Source organism: Sedimenticola hydrogenitrophicus, from assembly GCF_029017505.1.
Lineage (GTDB): Bacteria > Pseudomonadota > Gammaproteobacteria > Chromatiales > Chromatiaceae > Sedimenticola > Sedimenticola hydrogenitrophicus_A.
The window spans coordinates 129,571-147,619 of the sequence record NZ_JAQGEI010000010.1; the positions used below are offsets into that span (position 1 = coordinate 129,571).

The 18,049-nt window shown below is 58.5% G+C and carries 19 protein-coding genes and 1 tRNA gene; 4 read left to right on the plus strand and 16 right to left on the minus strand.

All coding sequences use genetic code 11. The features are described from left to right. Positions 1 to 325 precede the first annotated feature (325 nt). The gene (locus O9K64_RS08335; protein WP_275097617.1) at positions 326 to 904 is read right to left on the minus strand and encodes a PilZ domain-containing protein; all 579 of its coding nucleotides are present in this window, start codon (positions 902 to 904) and stop codon (positions 326 to 328) included. Between the two features lie 149 nt (positions 905 to 1,053). Here O9K64_RS08335 and O9K64_RS08340 point away from each other — a divergent pair, with 149 nt between their 5' ends. The 3 genes from O9K64_RS08340 (at position 1,054) to O9K64_RS08350 (ending at position 3,918) form a co-directional block, all read left to right on the plus strand. Next, positions 1,054 to 2,325, plus strand: coding sequence for an HlyC/CorC family transporter (locus tag O9K64_RS08340; RefSeq protein WP_275097618.1), 1,272 nt, complete (start codon positions 1,054 to 1,056; stop codon positions 2,323 to 2,325). 519 nt (positions 2,326 to 2,844) lie between these two features. After that, positions 2,845 to 3,522 (plus strand): FHA domain-containing protein, encoded by a 678-nt coding sequence (locus tag O9K64_RS08345; protein WP_275097619.1) that lies wholly within the window; start codon positions 2,845 to 2,847, stop codon positions 3,520 to 3,522. Positions 3,523 to 3,552: 30 nt separating this feature from the next. Further along, entirely contained in the window at positions 3,553 to 3,918 is a 366-nt protein-coding gene (locus O9K64_RS08350; protein ID WP_260291644.1) for a PilZ domain-containing protein, read from the plus strand. Between the two features lie 374 nt (positions 3,919 to 4,292). On the opposite strand, the gene radA is transcribed toward O9K64_RS08350, so the two are convergent. From radA to rnr, 9 genes are all read right to left on the minus strand, one after another. Then, complete coding sequence (gene radA, locus O9K64_RS08355) at positions 4,293 to 5,675, minus strand: DNA repair protein RadA (RefSeq protein ID WP_275097620.1); 1,383 nt, start codon at positions 5,673 to 5,675, stop codon at positions 4,293 to 4,295. Between the two features lie 3 nt (positions 5,676 to 5,678). After that, positions 5,679 to 6,761, minus strand: coding sequence for an alanine racemase (gene alr / locus O9K64_RS08360; RefSeq protein ID WP_420493162.1), 1,083 nt, complete (start codon positions 6,759 to 6,761; stop codon positions 5,679 to 5,681). Continuing rightward, on the minus strand, positions 6,761 to 8,119 hold the full coding sequence (gene dnaB, locus O9K64_RS08365) for a replicative DNA helicase (protein WP_335342257.1): 1,359 nt from the start codon (positions 8,117 to 8,119) through the stop codon (positions 6,761 to 6,763). Before dnaB ends, alr begins: the two co-directional genes overlap by 1 nt. Before the next feature lie 445 nt (positions 8,120 to 8,564). Then, positions 8,565 to 9,017: a 50S ribosomal protein L9 gene (rplI, locus tag O9K64_RS08370; RefSeq protein ID WP_275097622.1), complete on the minus strand. Its 453-nt coding sequence runs from the start codon at positions 9,015 to 9,017 to the stop codon at positions 8,565 to 8,567. A gap of 31 nt (positions 9,018 to 9,048) precedes the next feature. Further along, the gene (locus O9K64_RS08375) at positions 9,049 to 9,969 is read right to left on the minus strand and encodes a DUF2232 domain-containing protein (RefSeq protein ID WP_275097623.1); all 921 of its coding nucleotides are present in this window, start codon (positions 9,967 to 9,969) and stop codon (positions 9,049 to 9,051) included. A gap of 72 nt (positions 9,970 to 10,041) precedes the next feature. After that, positions 10,042 to 10,266 carry a 30S ribosomal protein S18 gene (rpsR, locus tag O9K64_RS08380; RefSeq protein ID WP_029133745.1) on the minus strand — a complete coding sequence of 75 codons (225 nt, stop codon included), beginning with the start codon at positions 10,264 to 10,266 and terminating at the stop codon, positions 10,042 to 10,044. A gap of 79 nt (positions 10,267 to 10,345) precedes the next feature. Beyond that, entirely contained in the window at positions 10,346 to 10,759 is a 414-nt protein-coding gene (gene rpsF / locus O9K64_RS08385) for a 30S ribosomal protein S6 (protein ID WP_275097624.1), read from the minus strand. A 766-nt stretch (positions 10,760 to 11,525) separates the two neighbouring features. Further along, positions 11,526 to 12,272 (minus strand): 23S rRNA (guanosine(2251)-2'-O)-methyltransferase RlmB, encoded by a 747-nt coding sequence (gene rlmB, locus O9K64_RS08390; RefSeq protein WP_275097625.1) that lies wholly within the window; start codon positions 12,270 to 12,272, stop codon positions 11,526 to 11,528. A 62-nt stretch (positions 12,273 to 12,334) separates the two neighbouring features. Continuing rightward, positions 12,335 to 14,749: a ribonuclease R gene (rnr, locus tag O9K64_RS08395; RefSeq protein WP_275097626.1), complete on the minus strand. Its 2,415-nt coding sequence runs from the start codon at positions 14,747 to 14,749 to the stop codon at positions 12,335 to 12,337. A 122-nt stretch (positions 14,750 to 14,871) separates the two neighbouring features. Here rnr and O9K64_RS08400 point away from each other — a divergent pair. Next, positions 14,872 to 14,958, plus strand: a tRNA-Leu gene (locus tag O9K64_RS08400). A gap of 247 nt (positions 14,959 to 15,205) precedes the next feature. On the opposite strand, the gene O9K64_RS08405 is transcribed toward O9K64_RS08400, so the two are convergent. The 6 genes from O9K64_RS08405 to O9K64_RS08430 all read right to left on the minus strand — a co-directional run bounded on the left by O9K64_RS08405 (position 15,206) and on the right by O9K64_RS08430 (position 17,850). Then, positions 15,206 to 15,595, minus strand: coding sequence for a hypothetical protein (locus O9K64_RS08405; protein WP_275097627.1), 390 nt, complete (start codon positions 15,593 to 15,595; stop codon positions 15,206 to 15,208). Positions 15,596 to 16,110: 515 nt separating this feature from the next. After that, entirely contained in the window at positions 16,111 to 16,458 is a 348-nt protein-coding gene (locus O9K64_RS08410) for a hypothetical protein (protein ID WP_275097628.1), read from the minus strand. Next, positions 16,451 to 16,783, minus strand: coding sequence for a hypothetical protein (locus O9K64_RS08415; RefSeq protein ID WP_275097629.1), 333 nt, complete (start codon positions 16,781 to 16,783; stop codon positions 16,451 to 16,453). The genes O9K64_RS08410 and O9K64_RS08415 overlap by 8 nt, the downstream gene beginning before the upstream one ends. Next, entirely contained in the window at positions 16,780 to 16,968 is a 189-nt protein-coding gene (locus O9K64_RS08420) for a hypothetical protein (RefSeq protein WP_275097630.1), read from the minus strand. The genes O9K64_RS08415 and O9K64_RS08420 overlap by 4 nt, the downstream gene beginning before the upstream one ends. Positions 16,969 to 17,019: 51 nt before the next feature. Beyond that, a complete protein-coding gene (locus tag O9K64_RS08425; protein WP_275097631.1) occupies positions 17,020 to 17,214 on the minus strand; it encodes a hypothetical protein in 195 nt (64 codons plus the stop codon). A 63-nt stretch (positions 17,215 to 17,277) separates the two neighbouring features. Beyond that, complete coding sequence (locus O9K64_RS08430) at positions 17,278 to 17,850, minus strand: rhodanese-like domain-containing protein (protein WP_275097632.1); 573 nt, start codon at positions 17,848 to 17,850, stop codon at positions 17,278 to 17,280. Positions 17,851 to 18,049 lie beyond the last annotated feature (199 nt).

Below are 18,049 nucleotides of genomic sequence, written 5' to 3' on the forward strand. Positions count from 1 at the left end.
TCCACTATTTGCCTCGAAAGATCGAAAAATCTGGCTCAAATCGGCTTCCCCTCGCTACGATCGGTCAAGCCCGACAGACTCCCGGCCATCGAGAAAACCACACTGTTATGATAAATCCACATGAGGCAGGGAGTTAACCAGCTTATAGTGCAATTGTCAAAATATTGTCGTCTATCAATCTGCTGGCACTGCGTAGAAATCATGGATAAATATTTGTTTTGTTACAGTACATTAGGATATGTTTTTAATTAATACATGTAGATAAGATATATTATGCATTGTATTTTATACTTATTTTACGTCAGCTCAACCATTATCATTCGGGTCATTCCAACCGTTTACCGGCCTTCCGCTGCGCAATCATGCGCCTATGCTGACGGAAAATGAGTTTCGCCAGAAGATCCTGGACCGGTTCACCCAGCGCCTCAAAAGCAACCGTTATCCGGGATGACCCGGCAACGCCGGCAACCTCCGTCACCCGTGCGGGCAACCTGAGCGGCTGGGCAAGACGGGAATCGATATAGAGCGAGAGCCAGAGCCGATCCCCCAACTCCGGCAGGCGATCGTTAGCGCTGCTCCAGGAGGCGCCCTTCAGCCAGAGCTCCACCGTCGCCGCGACCGCCGGGGATTGCTCCTGCCGCGACAGGGTGGAAACCATATCCAGCAGCAGGTCCAGTTTGGCCTCAACCCGGGCAAGATCGGCCACCACGCGATCCCCCGACTCGTCAGCGTGTTCGTGGTGAAGATCCTGCGAGAACAGCAGGGTACGCAGCAGTCGTTCGTTTTTTTCATCCTCGGCAGGGCGGTCGGATGCCACATCATCCGTCCGCGCCTCCCAGTTGAGCAGCATGGTGCCGCGGAATGTCAGCCCCCTGGAATCATGATCAGCCTGTCGATCTCGCACGCTTCCCCCATTTGCCTTGTCCGCTTCAGTCCGCATAGAACAGCGCAATGACCGGCCTGCACCTAGTCTACACAGATTGGCTCGGCTTGACATCGCCTATCAGGCGGCTTAGAAAGAACCCTCACTTTATAATATAGAAGGCTCGACTTTTGAGTGACATCTCAACCGGTGTGCTGTTCGGCATACTCCTCGTCCTGATCCTGTTATCGGCTTTCTTTTCAGGATCGGAAACGGCCCTCATGACACTCAACCGCTACCGTCTGCGCCATCTCTCCAAGATCGGGCATCATGGCGCGATACGGGCAAGTAAACTGCTGGAGCGACCCGACAGACTGATTGGCCTGATTCTGCTGGGAAACAACTTTGTCAACATCATGGCCTCCTCACTGGCGACCGTGATCGCGCTGCGTCTAGGCGGCGAAGCGGCGATAGCCGTAGCCGCTTTTCTGCTGACCCTGGTGATTCTGATATTCGCCGAGGTCGCCCCGAAAACCCTGGCGGCGCTGAAACCGGAGCGGCTGGCGTTTCCGGCGGCCTTTGTCTATACCCCCCTGCTGAAACTGCTCTACCCGCTGGTCTGGGTGGTCAACAGCATCGCCAACATGATCCTGCGTTTTCTGAGCGTCTCGCCGGAGGATATGGATGACCAGTTTCTCAGCAAGGAGGAGTTGAGAACCGTGGTGATCGAAGCCGGTGCCATGATCCCCAAACGCCACCAGAAGATGCTCCTGAGCATTCTTGATCTGGAAAAAATGGTGGTGGAGGACATCATGATTCCCCGCAACGAGGTGGATGGCATCGATCTGGAGGAGCCGATCGAGGAGATCGTCAAGCATCTGCAGAACAGCGCCTATACCCGCTTGCCTGTGTTTGACGGCGGCATTGATTATATCGTCGGCACCATTCATGTCCGAAAGGCGATGCACGCCCTCACCCAAGGGGAACTGACCCATGAGGTGATTCGGGAGATCTGTGACCCGGCCTATTTCATCCCCGAAGGCACCCCGTTGAACCGGCAGCTGATCAATTTCCAACGCAAGAAGCAGCGCATCGGCATGATCGTGGACGAGTACGGCGACCTGCTCGGCCTGGTCACTCTGGTTGATCTACTGGAGGAGATCGTCGGTGAGTTCAGTACCGATCCGGCGGACAGCGTCCAGGAGGTTCAGCCCCAGGAAGACGGCAGCTTCCTGGTCTCCGGCAGCGCCAATGTCAAAGAGCTGGTGCGCACCTATCACTGGGATCTGCCGGTTGACGGTCCGCGGACGATCAGCGGCCTGATTATCGAGTATATGGAAACCATACCGGAACCGGGCACCAGCCTGTTACTGGCCGGTTATCCGGTGGAGATCCTGCAGATCAAGGACAATATGGTGCGCATGGTCCGGATCCAGACACAAAAACATCCGTCCGAAGCCTGAATGACAAACCTGGCATCGCCTTCACCCAATACCCTATGGACGCATGGCACTAAGTTAAGGCAGGAGTCCATTTTTTCGTCATTCCATCCTTAGGTCCGTAACCGGTGCATCCCTGCACCACTTCTCCGGCGCAGGCCGGACAAAAGCGCGAAGCGCGTTGAACGACTGAAAGTCGGCCCGAAGGGTGAGCGAAGCGAATCATCCATGAATTCACTGCGGATGCGGGTTCTGGATGCCATCCTTAGGTCCGTAAACGGTGCATCCCTGCACCACTCCTCCGGCATTCGCCGGGATGACGGGGGCTCTGGGCTTAACTTAGTGCCATTCCCCTATGGACGGATTCGCGATTGTACCGGGGTTTACTGAAAAACAGCCGGAATCGAATAACTTGTCAAGCACGACGGTGACTTACGTGATTTAATTCACATCAGCAGCTTCAGTCTGCTGATCGCCGGTCGCTAAGCAGTGTAGCCAATAGGTAGTTTTCACACCGACAATCATAGTAACAAAACGACTGCCATGCCCAAGTTGACCTTATGTTTTAAAGGACGCTTCATCGGACTGCACAATCTGAGCGCGTCGGCCGTCACCATTGGCCGGGCGCCGGATGCGGGAATCCACATCGACAGTCTGGCGGTTGCGGAGCGACACGCTTTGCTGACCCTGGAACAGGAGCAGTGTCATGTTTCACCCATCGACAACCACGAGGTCCGGGTAAACCGCCGCCCGGTTAACGAGCCGACCCTGCTATGCCACGGTGACATTATCCAGATCGGCAAACATGAACTCATCTTCGCCGACGACACCACGGGTCTGAACCCCGCGCTGACGCAAAACCTGCGCTCCATCGGCCAGCCGCAAGACAGACCGGACAAGGACACCCTGGACCAACTGATCAGCAGCATTGACACACTACCCAGCGGAACCATTCAGATCCAGAGTGGCCGGCACCTGGGAAAGATCATTCCATTACAGCGCGGGCTGACCCGACTCGGGTTCACCGGCAATGAGTGCGCAGTCATTGCCCACCGTGACGACGGGTACTATATCTCCCATCTGGAGGGTGATAACCCACCCCAGGTGAACAACCAGTCCATCGGCGACAGCAGCGTGCGCCTGCAGGAGGGCGATGAGATTCTACTGGGCGGCATCCGCATGCGCTTTCATGACCGGATTGAACAGTCTGCCGCCATCTAATTAACCGAGCCATCAACCACCGGTATCGCCATGATCACCACAGACCAGGATGAACGACGTAACTTTCAGCGCATACTGTTCGACGCCCCGGTAACCGTCCGCCTGGACGGCAGCCTGTTCCAGTGCAAGATGATCGACATCTCCCTGAACGGCGCCCTGCTGGAGAAGCCCCGGGACTTCAATGGAAAATCCGGACATACGGTATTCCTCAACATCCGTCTCGGTGAAGAGATCTCTATCGACATGGAGGCGCGGATCGCCCACCTGGAGGGGGTATACCTGGGGGTGCACTGCATCCATATCGACATGGAGAGCATCAGCCATCTGCGCCGGCTGGTGGAACTGAATCTGGGTGACACCGCGCTGCTGGAGCGGGAGCTCTCCGCGCTAGGTTAACCGCGACCGCGCCAGCCAGGGAGTTCCTGACGTACGTACGGATCTTCTAACACCGAACCAGCCCGTAGGGCTCGCGCAAGAATAATTTCGCACTACCGAGGGCGTAACTGGGCCACGCTGGCAAGGCACGCTTTGTAGGCAATGGCCGTTCCCTTGCCAAAAAGCGTAACGCCGCCAGCGGGGTCCAGTTGCGACCGAATACCGAAACTTATTTTTGCGCGAGCCCTTAGGATGCGGTGAGTGAAACGAACCGCATCAGGACGCTTGCACCGTTTCCAGCGATGGCTGGTGCGGTTCGCAAGCTCACCGGCACCCTACATCCGAAAGGTCGCCATCTCCCGGCGCGAATTCAGAACAATGGTGTAATACTCCCTTCAGAAGAGATCCAGCACATCCGCCAGCCGATCAACGGCAGAGATATCGATCCCCTCGATGGCTTTTTTCGGCGCATTGGCGCGCGGCACGATGGCTCGCCTGAATCCGTGCTTGGCCGCCTCGCGCAGCCGCTCCACCCCGTTCGGCACGGGACGTATTTCGCCCGCCAGCCCCACCTCGCCGAACGCCACCAGTTCCCGGGGCAGCACGCGGCCGCGAAAGCTGGAGAGCACCGACAGCAGCAGCGGCAGGTCGGAGGCGGTTTCCGTGATCCGCACCCCACCGACCACGTTGACATAGACATCCTGGTCGAACATGGCGATACCGGTATGGCGATGCAGCACCGCCAGCAGCATGGAGAGTCGATTCTGCTCCAGCCCCAGGGTGACGCGGCGCGGATTGGCCAGCGGGCTCTCGTCCACCAGCGCCTGAACCTCCACCAGCAGCGGCCGACTCCCCTCCCGGGTCACCAGGATCACGCTGCCGGGGACGGCCTCTCCATGACGCGATAGAAAGATGGCGGAGGGGTTGTTCACCTCGCGCAACCCGCGGTCGGTCATGGCGAACACGCCCAACTCATTGACCGCACCAAAGCGGTTTTTGATGGTGCGGATAAGGCGGAACTGGCTGCCGGACTCGCCCTCGAAATAGAGCACCGTATCCACCATGTGCTCCAGCACCCGGGGGCCGGCCAGCGCCCCCTCCTTGGTGACATGACCCACCAGGAACACCGTGGTGCCGCTCTGTTTGGCGAAGCGGACAAGCTGGGCCGCGGACTCCCTCACCTGGGCGACCGAGCCGGGGGCGGATTGCAACTGCTCGGTATACAGGGTCTGGATCGAGTCCACCACCATCACCGCCGGCCCCTCCTGGCGCGCCAGGGCGATGACCCGCTCGACCCCGGTCTCGGCCAGCAAGCGGATTCCGTCACTCTTCAGACCCAGTCGCCGGGCCCGCAGACTGATCTGCTCCGGCGACTCTTCACCGCTGACGTAGAGGGTTTTGAGTCGACCCGAGAGCTGTGCCATGGTCTGGATCAGCAGGGTCGATTTGCCGATCCCGGGGTCACCGCCGATCAGCACCACCGAACCACCCACCAACCCGCCGCCGAGCACCCGGTCCAGCTCCGCCAGTCCGGTCGCCTCGCCGTTGCGCTGTTCCGGTGAGATATCGGCCAGATTGCGGATCAGATTCTGATTGGCCTCACCGGCATAGCCGGCGAAGCGGGAGCCGGCCGCGGGTGCGGATGGCGCGACCGACTCCTGCAGGGTGTTCCAGCCCTTGCAGTCGGCACACTGCCCGGCCCATTTCTGAAACTGACCGCCGCAGTCGCTGCAGATATAGATCGATTTACCGCTTTTCCTGCCGCTTACGCCCGCCATCCGTCATCCCTGTCCATTGATCTCTTCAATGCGTACCCGCTGGGTCACCCCGCAGAACAGCTCGTAGGCGATAGTGCCGGCCCGAGCAGCGACCTCCTCCGCCGGTAGCCCCTGCCCCCAGAGGACCACCGGGTCCCCCACCCGGGCTTGCGGTTGGCTGCGCAGGTCGACATTCAGCATGTCCATGGAGACGCGGCCGATCAGCGGCACCCGCCGGCCGTTCAGCAGCAGCGGGGTTCCGGCTGGCGCGTGCCGTGGATAGCCGTCGCCATAGCCGGCTGCCACCACCCCCACCGGCATATCCTCCGGGCAGACCCAGCTTCCGCCATAGCCGATCGGGCTCCCCTTGGGGAAGTGATTCACCGCGATCAGCCGGCTCTGCAAGGTCATCACCGGCCGCAGGCCGATCTGTTCCCCGCTCTGTCCCAGCATCGGCGAGGCGCCATAGAGCATGATGCCGGGCCGGATCCACTCCGCATGGGCCTCGGGCCAGCCGATGATCCCGGCGGAGTTGGCGATGGAACGGGGGGCCTCAAACTGCCGGCAAAGCTGGCGGAAGGTGGAGAGCTGTGCGGGGGTGGCCGGGTCGTCGGGATCATCGGCCGAGGCGAGATGGGTCATCAGGCCCACCCCGCCAGCGACCATCGGATTGTCCCGCAGTGCCTGCCAGGCCGCCGCCACGGCCGCCGGCTGGAAACCCAGCCGGTGCATGCCGCTGTCCACTTTCAGCCAGCAGGCAACGGGCTGAGTCAACGGCCGCTGACGCAGAATCGCCAGCTGCTCCGGCTGCATCACCGCCACTTCCAGGCGGTAATACGCCGCGGCATCCAGCTCCGCGGCGTCAAAGAAACCTTCCAGTACCAGCAGCGGCCGGTCGATCCCGGCCTGACGCAGTTGCACCGCCTCGTCGACCCGGGCCACCGCCAGGGCATCGGCGCCGGCGAGAAAGGGCGCCACCCGCAACATCCCGTGCCCGTAAGCATTCGCCTTGATCACCGCATAGACGCGGCTGCCCGGGGCGAAGGCCCTGGCCTGCTGCAGATTACGCCCGAGGGCCGAAAGATCGATGCGCGCCGTGGGTCCCATCAGTAGCCGGGGTCGCCGTAGACATCGTGGGCATAGTTTTCAAACTTGGTGTATTCGCCCAGGAAGGTGAGGCGGACGCTGCCGATCGGCCCGTTTCGCTGCTTACCGATAATAATCTCCGCGATCCCCTTGTCCGGACTGTCTTCGTGATAGACCTCGTCCCGGTAGATGAAGACCACCAGGTCCGCATCCTGCTCGATGGCGCCCGATTCACGCAGGTCCGACATGATGGGACGCTTGTTGGTCCGCTGCTCCAGGCTGCGGTTGAGCTGGGAGAGCGCAATCACCGGTACGTTCAGCTCCTTGGCCAGGGCCTTCAGCGAGCGGGAGATGGTGGAGATCTCATTGGTGCGGTTATCGCTCATGCCGGGCACCTGCATCAGCTGCAGATAATCCAGCATGATCAGCCCCAGTTCACCATGCTCACGCATCAGCCGCCGGGCGCGGGCACGCACCTCCAGGGGGCTCAGTGCCGGGGTGTCATCGATATAGAACTTGGTCTCGGCCAGCATGCTCACGGCCGAGGTGAGCCGGGGCCACTCGTCATCCTCAAGTTTGCCGGTGCGCACCCGGGTCTGGTTGATGCGCCCCAGGGAGGACATCATACGCATCGCCAGCGACTCACCCGGCATCTCCATACTGAAGACGGCCACCGGCTTGCCGCTAAGCAGCGCGACGTTTTCGGCCACATTCATGGCGAAGGTGGTCTTACCCATGGAGGGTCTGCCCGCCACGATCACCAGATCCGCCGGCTGCAGCCCGGATGTCATCTTGTCAAGGTCTGCAAAACCGGTACTGAGGCCGGTGATCGGCTGGTCCTGGGAAAACAGGGTCTCGATCTTGTCCACTGCCTGGGTCAGCAGCGTCTTGATCCCCACGAATCCGCCCTTGCCCTTGGCGCCCTGCTCGGCGATCTCGAACACCCGGCTCTCGGCGGCATCCAGCAACTCGGAACTGTCACGCCCTTCGGGATGAAACCCGCTGTCGGCGATTTCCGTTCCGACGCGGATCAGCTGACGCATCACCGAGCGCTCGCGAACGATATCGGCATAGGCGCGGATGTTGGCGGCACTGGGGGTATCCTTGGCGAGCCTGCCCAGGTAGGCGAGTCCGCCGGCATTCTCCAGATTACCGTTCCGGCCAAGCTCCTCGGAGAGGGTGATGACATCGAACGGCCGCTGCCGGTCGGCCAGCACCTCGATGGCACGAAATATCAGCTGGTGCTCACGCCGATAAAAATCGCTCTCGACCACCCGGTCGGCCACCTGGTCCCAGGCCTGGTTATCCAGCATCAGTCCGCCCAGCACAGACTGCTCGGCCTGCACCGAGTGCGGCGGCACCCGCAACTGGTCGGTCATGCCACTCTCGTCGGGCATTTCGGAGGGGAAAACGGAATTCTGCATGCTTCTCTGACAGGCTGGCTTCGATAGGGCCAAAGGATACGGCAAAAAGCGGTCGCCTGGAATTCTTCTGCGGTTATTTTAACCGGCTAGTAACTACTCATAACTACTCGCGGGGTGATTGGCCTGCCTTGCCGGCCTCACACGATGGCTTGTTTCCTCGAATCCGGCCCCTTTCTCAGCGCCTGCCCAAACTCGCTTCGCTCAAACAAGGGCAGGCTTGAATCTGAAAAAGGGGCCGGATTCGAGGTGCCATCCAGATCGGCCAACAAGGCAGGCCAATCGCTTGCAGGCCGGGTGAGTAGTTATACACCGGCTACAGCAATAATCGGCGGTCTCAAACAATAACGCCGGGGTCGACAGTGTCGACCCCGGCGCTGTGCCTTTACCCTGGAACGCCTGATCAGGCGACTTCGGGCGTGATCACGACCTTGAGCGTGGCATCCACATCGGTGTGCAGGTGGATCTGCACATCGAATTCGCCGGTGTGGTGGAACGGACCTTCCGGCAGGCGCACTTCGCGCTTCTCCAGCTCACCACCGGCGGCAACCGTAGCCTCGGCGATATCCGCGGTACCCACTGAACCGAACAGACGCCCCTCGTCACCCGCCTTGCGCTCGATGGTCACCGTCAGGGTTTCCAGCTTCGCCTTGCGTGCCTCGGCAGCGGCCAGTGCCTCTGCCGCCTGCTTCTCCAGCTCGGCCCGACGCGCCTCGAATTCGGCCACGTTGCCCTTGGTGGCGGTAATGGCCTTGCCGGTGGGGATCAGGAAGTTACGGCCGTAACCGGACTTCACATTGACCTTCTCACCCAGACCACCCAGGTTGTCTACTTTCTCTAACAGAATAACTTCCATCGTTATTTCCCCTGTAACAGGTATTAAATCTTCAGCTCGCCTTTCCTGGACCACGGGGGCCAAGGCGTGCCCTGAAATCAAACCATGCGTCTGCTATTCCAGCCGTTGCCAATACGATGACCGTATGCGGCAAGGCAAATAGCAGCAGCAGATATAGGCCAATCAACCAACCACTGCTTGAACCCAGCTTCCCGATAATCCCGTGCGCCAGCGCCAGTCCCTGGATGAACCATGCCACCACCACCAGGATGAGCGCATACTCCACCAGCGAGACTCCGGTTCCGCTCTGCAGCCACATCAGCAGAACAACCAGGAGCAGCACTATCGACAGCCACCGGGGCAACCGCAGCTGATGAAACTCGCTACGAAATCCGCCCGGGTTATACAGCAACGCCTGCCACCAGCGCGCCAGCATGAGGGAGACTGCCAGCTGCAGAAAAAAGCCCGCAGCCACAATTCCCGGCATCCAGCTTGCCATCAACGAGACCAGTGTCGCCTGCTGACTGCTCTCCACCAGTTGCGCATCGACCAGCGAGGCGACAAACGGGGTCAGTATCTCACTCCACTCGGCAACGGGGTCGGCGGACTGCATAAACTGCCCACCGAGCATCACCAACCCCAGCACCAGGCCCGCCACAATGGCGAGGGCCAGCGACCGGCTGGACCTGAGCACCACGGCCAGCAGCCAGATCGGTAGCCACATCAGGATCAGAAATCCGACCGCCAGATTGACCCCACCCAGCGCCAGCAGGGCGATAACGCCGCTGAACGCGGTGGCCAGGCCCATTATCAGGGCGCCGGATACCGGCCCTTTCCGCAAGGTGACCAGCGCCACGACGGAGGTGCTGAGCATACTTGTCGGCGGCAGTAGCAGTGACAGGGCCGCCAACAGGATGGTCAACATCACCGCCTGAGGGACACCCCGCATCACAAAGGATGCTAAAGCCTGCATTTACTCCCTTCCGACAATTCAAGCAGTGCCCGCATCCGTTCAACCGGCAAACAGGGCGGGCGAAAAACAGCCTTAATGGCTGTCGGTGTACGGCAACAGCGCCAGATAACGGGCGCGTTTAATGGCCGTCGCCAGCTGACGCTGGTATTTGGCCTTGGTGCCGGTGATACGGCTTGGCACGATCTTGCCGGTTTCACTGACATAGGCCTTCAGCAGGTTGAGATCCTTGTAATCGATCTCGGTGATCCCTTCAGCGGTAAAACGGCAGTATCTTCTGCGACGGAAAAAGCGTGACATATCTATCTCTCTATTCAATTCATTCGAGCTGACCGCCGCGGCTCACGGACGGCCGGAAAACTCCGCAACCCTTGCCCGGTCAGGCGGATGCGGCGGCCTCATTATCGTCGACATCCTCGTCGCCACTATCATCATCAGATGAGTCGTCCGAGGATCTGGCGTCTTCGCGATCATCCTGCGCTTTCACCAGCGGCGAGGCCTCGGTGATGGCGTTGTCGCACTTGATGATCATGTTGCGCAGCACGGCGTCATTGTAGCGGAACGCGCTCTCGAGCTCTTCGAGGGCAGCGGCGCTGCTCTCGATGTTCATGAGCACATAGTGGGCCTTGTGCAGTTTTTGAATAGGATAGGCGAGCTGACGACGTCCCCAATCTTCCAGACGGTGAATATGGCCGCCATCTGTCTCGATCAGTGAGCGATAACGCTCGATCATACCGGAAACCTGATCGCTCTGGTCCGGATGAACCATGAACACAACTTCGTAGTGTCTCATTATTTCCCCTTTCGGATCATTGAGCCTCCCACGCTATATGGTGAGGCAAGGAGTAAAGCGCGGAGATACCTCCACGCCAGGAAACCGCGGATTCTACATCGCCGACCGGAGACATGCAACAAGCGGGGAGATTGCCCGGCAATTCTAAACGGGACCCGGGAGAACCACGGATTCACACAGATAAACAAGGATTCAGAATCCTGACCTCCTATCCGTGTAAATCCGTGTCCATCCGTGGTTCCTTATCAACCGGATCGAAATAACTAAACCGCTATTGAAAGCCATATTTAGAATCCTGATTAGAATGAAAGGTCAGCCAAGTTCCGTCATTCCCGCGGAAGCGGGAATCCAACCGCAACCCGAGGTGCCCGCAAACCCTGGATTCCCGCCTTCGCGGGAATGACGGAGGCAGCGGGAATGACGGGGGTAGTGGGAATGACGGGTGCTGATGGTCCGCTCCGACACGCGTAGCTGACGTTCATTGCTAATCAGGTTGTAACTACTCACCCGGTCTGTAAGTGATGGGCCTGCCCTGTTGGCCGATCTTGGTGGCGCCTCGAATCCGGCCCCTTTTTCAGATCGAGCCTGCCCTTGTCTGAGCGAAGCGAGTTTGGGCAGGCGCTGAAAAAGGGGCCGGATTCGAGGAGACAAGCCATCGTGTGAGGCCGACAGGGTAGGCCTATCACCCCGTGAGTAGTTACATCGGGTTTAGAATTGCTGGAGCTTGCCGGGCCAGCGACCAGCCGCCGACCAGCGGTGCAGCGGCTCAATCCCGTTGCCTGACCGCCTCAAACAGGCAGATGCCCGCCGCCACCGACACATTCAGGCTCTCGACGACACCGGCCATCGGCAGTTTCACCAGGAGGTCGCAGGATTCACGGGTCAGCCGGCGCATGCCCTTCTCCTCCCCCCCCATCACGATACCGAGCGGCCCCCTCAGATCGGCCTCATAGAGCGAGGTCCCGGCCTCCCCCGCCGTGCCCACCAACCAGATTCCGTGCTCGGACTGCAGCCCTTTCAGGGTCCGCGCCAGATTGGTCACCTGAATGAACGGGACGGTTTCCGCCGCGCCACTGGCCACCTTGCAGGCCGTCGGGGTCAACCCCACCGAGCGATCCTTGGGCGCAATCACCGCATGGACGCCGGTTGCATCGGCGCTGCGCAGACAGGCCCCCAGGTTGTGTGGGTCCTGCACCCCGTCGAGAATCAACAGAAACGGCGGGACATCCAGTCCGGCGAGCAGTTCCTCCAAGGCCTTCTCATCCAGCGCGGCGGGCACCTGAGTACGGGCCGCGACCCCCTGATGATTGGAACCCACGGTCAGCTCGTCCAGCTGTTCCCTGTCTACATAACGGACCGGGACGCCGGATTCCCGGGCCAGGACGATCACTTCACGGACCCGCCGGTCCTGTTTACGCGCCCCCTCGATCCAGATCTCCAATAGCGATCCCGCACCGTGCTTCAGTGCCGTTCTGACACTGTGCAGCCCGGCAACCAACTGACTGTCACTCATCTACAACCTCTGCCTGAACCCTTGCCGACACCCATAGCCCACCCCGGATGGGACGAAACCCGCTATTCGGCCTTCGGTTTTCCACGCCGCCGCGCGGACCTCCGCTTCTTTCCGGGCGCTTGCTCGTCCCCTTTCCCGCTGGCGGGCTTTTCGCCCTTGGCCGCCGGTGCCGCGCTGGGGCCCTGGGCCTTTTTCCGTCGGGTTTTCCCGGAATCCTCCCGGGACCTGCCGCCGTCTGCCGGCGCCGCGGGCCCTTTTTTACTGCGTCGGGATTTCGCCTTGGCGCTCACCGCCTCCAGCAGCATAAAGTCGATCTTGCGTTCATCCAGGTTGACGGCGGCCACCTTGATTTTTACCTGGTCCCCGAGACGGTATACCATGCCGGAGCGTTCGCCGGTGAGCCGGTGTCCGACCGGGTCAAAATGGTAATAGTCGTTATCCAGCGCCGTGATATGTACCAGGCCGTCGACATAGATCTCGTCCAGCTCGACAAAGATGCCGAACGAGGTGACCGAGGTGATGATGCCAACAAACTCCTCGCCGATCTTGTCCATCATGTATTCGCACTTGAGCCAGGAGGTGACATCCCGGGTCGCTTCGTCCGCGCGCCGTTCCGTGGCCGAACAGTGTTCACCCAGCCCCTGCAGTTCGGTCTGCGTATAATCGAAATCCTCCAGCGTCCCGCCCTTCAGCAGATGGCGAATGGCCCGGTGGACGATCAGGTCGGGGTAGCGCCGGATGGGCGAGGTGAAGTGGGCATAGGCGGCGAAGGAGAGCCCGAAATGGCCCTGGTTTTCCGCACTGTAGACCGCCTGCGACAGCGAGCGCAGCAGCACGGTCTGGATCAGGTGCGAATCGGGGCGTCCACGCACTTCGGACAGGAGATCCGCATAGTCACTGGTTTGCGGTTTCACGCCACCGGGCAGCCGCAGCCCGAGCTCACCGAGAAACTCCTTCAGATCCAGCAGTTTCTCCGCCTGCGGTCCGTCATGATTACGATACAGCGCGGGCAGTTTCTTACGCAGCAGAAACCGCGCCGCCGCCACATTGGCCGCCAGCATGCACTCTTCGATCAGCCGGTGGGCATCGTTGCGCTGCACCGGGACAATCCGCTCCACCTTGTGCTCCGCATTGAACAGGATGCGGGTCTCGGTGGTATCGAAGTCGATGGCCCCGAGGGTACTGCGGGCATCCCGCAACACCTGGAACAGCGCGTACAACTGATGCAGATGGGGGAGCAGATCGGCATGCGTGGCACACAACCCGGGCTCACCCTCAATCAGCATATCCGCCACCTGGTCGTAGGTCAGGCGCGCCTGAGAGCGCATCACCGCCTCATAGAAGCGTGACCGGGTCACCACCCCTTCCTGGTTGACATAGAGCTCGCAGGTCATGCACAGGCGATCGACCGCCGGGTTGAGGGAACAGAGGCCGTTGGAGAGCACCTCGGGGAGCATCGGTATCACCCGGTCGGGGAAATAGACCGAGTTGCCACGGGATTTCGCCTCCCGGTCGAGGGCGCTGCCCGGCTGCACATAACTGGAGACATCGGCGATACAGACCAGCAGGCGCCACCCCTTGGGCTTGGCCTCGCAATAGACCGCGTCGTCGAAATCCCGTGCATCCGCACCATCGATGGTGACCAGCGGCAGATGGCGCAGATCAACCCGCCCCTGCTTGGACTGCTCCTCCACCTCGCGCCCCAGATGGACGATCTCCTGCTGCACCTCTTCCGGCCACTCCAGCGGCAGTTGATGGGTCCAGATCGCCACATCGGTCTCCATGCCGGGAGCCATGTGCTCGCCCAGCACATCCTTGATCCGGCCGATGGGCTGCATGTGCTTGTTCGGCTGCTGGACGATCTCGGCCACCACCATCTGGCCGTGGGTGGCACCGTTGAAATCGTCCTCGGGTATCACGATGTCCTGGTGCAGCCGCTTGTTGTCCGGCACCACAAAGCCCACGCCCCGGTCCATGTAGAGGCGGCCAACCACCAACTGGTTGCCGCGCTCCAGCACCTCGACCACAGCGGCCTCCTTGCGGCCACGCCGGTCCAGCCCCACCACCCGGACCACGGCCCGGTCGTTGTGCAGCAGCTGGCGCATCTGGCGCGGCGATACGAACAGGTCGTCGCCGCCCTCATCCGGCCGCAGAAAGCCGAACCCATCCGGATGCCCGATCACCCGGCCGGCGATCAGATCCTTGCTGTTGACGATGCAGAGCGCGCCGTTGCGGTTGCGGACCAACTGACCGTCGCGCTCCATGGCATTCAGCCGCCGGCGCAACGCCTCCAGATCGTCTTCGCCCTGAAGCGCGAGTTGCGCGGCCAACTCCTGTTGGGCCATGGGCACCCCGGCAGACTCGAGGTGCTGCAGGATGAACTCTCGACTGGGTATCGGATTGGCGTATTTTTTCGCCTCCCGGACAAGATGCGGATCGGCATTTTTTACTGTTTTGTTACCTGAACTTCTGCTCAAAGGATATTCCCTGAATTTTGTTTAATTGAAATGCTATTGTACCGTTGACAAGGATTAAATGTCGCTGTAAAGTTCGCGGCCTCTGGAATGTGAGCGCATTTAACGGCGACCAGACCGGAAAAGCCGAGGTGGTGAAATTGGTAGACACGCTAGCTTCAGGTGCTAGTGGGGGCAACCCCGTGGAGGTTCAAGTCCTCTCCTCGGCACCATACATTCTGACCCCGTCAGACAACGAAAGCCCGCTATAGACTATTGATCTTGCGGGCTTTTTTGTGGCTTACCCTTTCTTGAATGTTGTCATTCATGGTCAGAGATAGTCACCCGTATTGCACGAGAATTGCACACACAATTGCACGAGAATTGCACGCGCCATGGGCAGCCATGGCCGCTTTGTACCCCGATTCCTCAGAAGCAACAACACCCGCCCCACTTGGGCCGCCGTTTTCCCGGTCGACCTTAGAAGCAAGACCCGCCTTCCCCTCCAAAGATGAGCTGCTCGAGGCACTTGCTCTCATCAGCAAATAGCGCACGGATGATTTCGAACTCCTGGGCATCATTCATCCCGTCGAGATCCAGTAGGTAGACGGGTAGAATGGCATCGGACTGTCTACGGCATAGCAGCAGGTAACAGAGCCAGGCCTCGCTTACACACCAGTATCCGCCGCCCGCTGCATGCGTTACGGCTACCACACGCCCGGTCAGAATCTCACCCAGCTCATCGTCGGTAATCTCCATGCCGTCAACTGTGTCAAATAAAGATTCGCCGAACCAGCTATGGAACGCATTCATCATGAGGGTGAGTGTCGGGTGATAGCCTCTAATCTCCGCAAGTTGAATCTCGATCATTTTCGATTTCATTTGTGTACTAAATACCCACCCCCACCAGCTAAAATAAACGTGTCACTACCTAGCCAAGTGGTGGTCTTGGCTGGCGGCATCACCAATTTCTCCTAATCAATAAAGGAAATCTGCAGCGGTTCCTGGTACACACGGCCACTACCAGTGAGCGTGTCACTCTACCGTCACTCCAGGCTTGGCAGATTTTCTGTAGGCACACCGGACTTCAAAGATATCTGTCGCCTCACCCACCGCAACCGCCTCGTAAGCGAATCCTGCTCATCGGGCTAGAGCTATGCTTTCGACTTCCTTCAGATTCCACCTCGCGACGGATATCTTTGCCGTTCGACGAACCGTTCCCCTTGCCGGGCCGGTAGCGGACTTGCTCCGCCAAATCATCCAGCCACCACCACGGCCGCCAGAATAGCACCAGTCAAGGAGCTACATGCCATGTCTCACACACCGAAAAAAAGCCCAGAACTAAAGCGTCTGGGCTGTGATAATTTCGGGGTGGCGTGCGTTGCTCAGTGAGTCCCATCCATTAACATGAAGCCATGCTTCGCCCCAACAAGAAATTCCTTCTTTATCTGTTCCAGATCGTCCGAATAATCTTCTTTGGCAGCTTTAGCCGCAACCATCCCGAACAGGTTCCCGAGATCTCCAAAGTCTGAGCCAGCAGGAAGCCTGGATAGCTCACCTTGGATATCAGCTAAGATGTGCTCTTTTTGGATCTCGGTCAGGGTACAGTCACGCATGTTCTCCCTTCTCATTTCTTGGCCTTTATCCGCTAAATAACCGAGTAATTTTACAATGCCAGCCAGAAATAGGAGGCCAGCCAGTAATGCGATGTAAAAAGCCAATCCATCACCCACTCTCCCCCTCCTTCTTACTTATTTCCCGACCGATAGCCTTGTTAACCGATCTCACCAAATCATCATATTCAGCTTCTGGAGGCAGCTTGTTCAGCTCGCCCTTTATTTTCTGAAGCATGTGTTTCCTGGACTGAATTAGTTTCCTGTTTTCATGGCGCCGCCTTCGCATATCATGACCGTCGTCAGGAAAGTCATTGCAAAACATCAGCGACATAATACCGAGGAAGCATAAAAGCAAGAGAAAAGCCACAACCCCGTCACATGTGCCGTGTAGTGATCCGGCCGCATCTCTTATAAACAATCCACCAAAAACTTCTTTCATCATTTACCCTCTGAATCCAATCTGCTTCGAACCTCATCCAATTCTTCTTGAAGCTCCTGCTGGCGATCCTCCAACTCTTCAATATCACTCGAGTCACAAAATAAACCGCCAAACAGAAACCTTATAAAAAAGCGGATCACAAGATTCATAACAACGGCCATAAAAACCAAATAGAGCAATATTTCCATTCATTTGACTCCCGCCAGACGCGTATTACCGGCACACTTTTCTGATGGTTGTTACTGCAATTTCTTCGTCTTCAACTCTTCGAGTTTTTTCAGTCGATGATTGATTTCAGACACATCCTTAAGAAGCTGTGCAACCTCGTTATTCAGCCTCTCTAAGTTTTTCTGGATAGCCAGGTCCTCGGTTTCGGATCGCTCCGGCATCTGCCTAGCCTCCATGACGGTCTCGTACATCAGTTTTGCAACCAAGATAACCATCCCACTCACAAGTAGGGAAAACATGAGTTGTTCAAAATCTAATATCATGGAGGGTTACTCGGAGATGGTATCTGCCAGGTTGACGTTATAGCTCCAGGGAAGCGCATTATTCTTCCAGCCATTGACCAGGCGCTGTCCAGTATTTGGGCCATACTGGAGCATGCCACCCTCAAACCCATCAATCACCGAATAAACATTCGAATAGCCGGCTTTGAATAGGATCCTTGCGGCTGTTGCAGAGCGGATGCCATTTCTTGAAATCAGGATCAGCCGGTCTCTTTTCATTAAGCCGTTGCCCTCCAAAAGATTGTCCATCTCGGACACAAAATTCCGGTTAATGGAAAGGTTGACGGTTTTTCGGTTTCTGTCCCAAAGCTCAAATGTCGGTGACAGAGCAATCGGGATTGTGGCATCGACGCCATTGGGTTGACCAATAAAAGCCGCTTCTGCGTGGGTTCGCACATCTATAAAGAGAATGGCGGGATCATTTTCCAGAGAGTGGTAGGCGTCAACGGAGTTAAGATACATCCCAAATGGAGTGCGTTTGTCCTGGTGGACTTCGCTTGCACCAGCAACAGTAGCTAAAGTCAGCAGTGCGCTGGTGAGATAGAATTTTGCATGTTTCATGGTTGCTCCTTGTTTTCCTCAGGGAGCTCTCACAATATGTGCTTTTGAAAAGTCCGCAACAAGCAATTTTGAATAATTTGAGATTTTTGCAACAACCATGTTGAGGTGCGAAATGTATGCTCAACCGGACGGTGTAGGCTAACTGCTGGATCAATAATATTCCCACCCAAGTTTATCCAGACTTAACATCTGTACCACC

Bases quoted from the DNA above. Each gene is read 5' to 3' on its own strand.
- O9K64_RS08345 (WP_275097619.1), top strand. From the start codon at position 2,845: ATGCCCAAGTTGACCTTATGTTTTAAAGGACGCTTCATCGGACTGCAC.
- O9K64_RS08350 (WP_260291644.1), top strand. From the start codon at position 3,553: ATGATCACCACAGACCAGGATGAACGACGTAACTTTCAGCGCATACTG.
- rlmB (WP_275097625.1), bottom strand. From the start codon at position 12,272: ATGAGTGACAGTCAGTTGGTTGCCGGGCTGCACAGTGTCAGAACGGCA.
- O9K64_RS08375 (WP_275097623.1), bottom strand. From the start codon at position 9,969: ATGCAGGCTTTAGCATCCTTTGTGATGCGGGGTGTCCCTCAGGCGGTG.
- O9K64_RS08415 (WP_275097629.1), bottom strand. From the start codon at position 16,783: ATGATGAAAGAAGTTTTTGGTGGATTGTTTATAAGAGATGCGGCCGGA.
- alr (WP_420493162.1), bottom strand. From the start codon at position 6,761: ATGGGACCCACGGCGCGCATCGATCTTTCGGCCCTCGGGCGTAATCTG.
- rpsR (WP_029133745.1), bottom strand. From the start codon at position 10,266: ATGTCACGCTTTTTCCGTCGCAGAAGATACTGCCGTTTTACCGCTGAA.
- radA (WP_275097620.1), bottom strand. From the start codon at position 5,675: ATGGCGGGCGTAAGCGGCAGGAAAAGCGGTAAATCGATCTATATCTGC.
- O9K64_RS08405 (WP_275097627.1), bottom strand. From the start codon at position 15,595: ATGATCGAGATTCAACTTGCGGAGATTAGAGGCTATCACCCGACACTC.
- O9K64_RS08430 (WP_275097632.1), bottom strand. From the start codon at position 17,850: ATGAAACATGCAAAATTCTATCTCACCAGCGCACTGCTGACTTTAGCT.
- O9K64_RS08420 (WP_275097630.1), bottom strand. From the start codon at position 16,968: ATGGAAATATTGCTCTATTTGGTTTTTATGGCCGTTGTTATGAATCTT.
- rpsF (WP_275097624.1), bottom strand. From the start codon at position 10,759: ATGAGACACTACGAAGTTGTGTTCATGGTTCATCCGGACCAGAGCGAT.
- dnaB (WP_335342257.1), bottom strand. From the start codon at position 8,119: ATGACCGACCAGTTGCGGGTGCCGCCGCACTCGGTGCAGGCCGAGCAG.
- rplI (WP_275097622.1), bottom strand. From the start codon at position 9,017: ATGGAAGTTATTCTGTTAGAGAAAGTAGACAACCTGGGTGGTCTGGGT.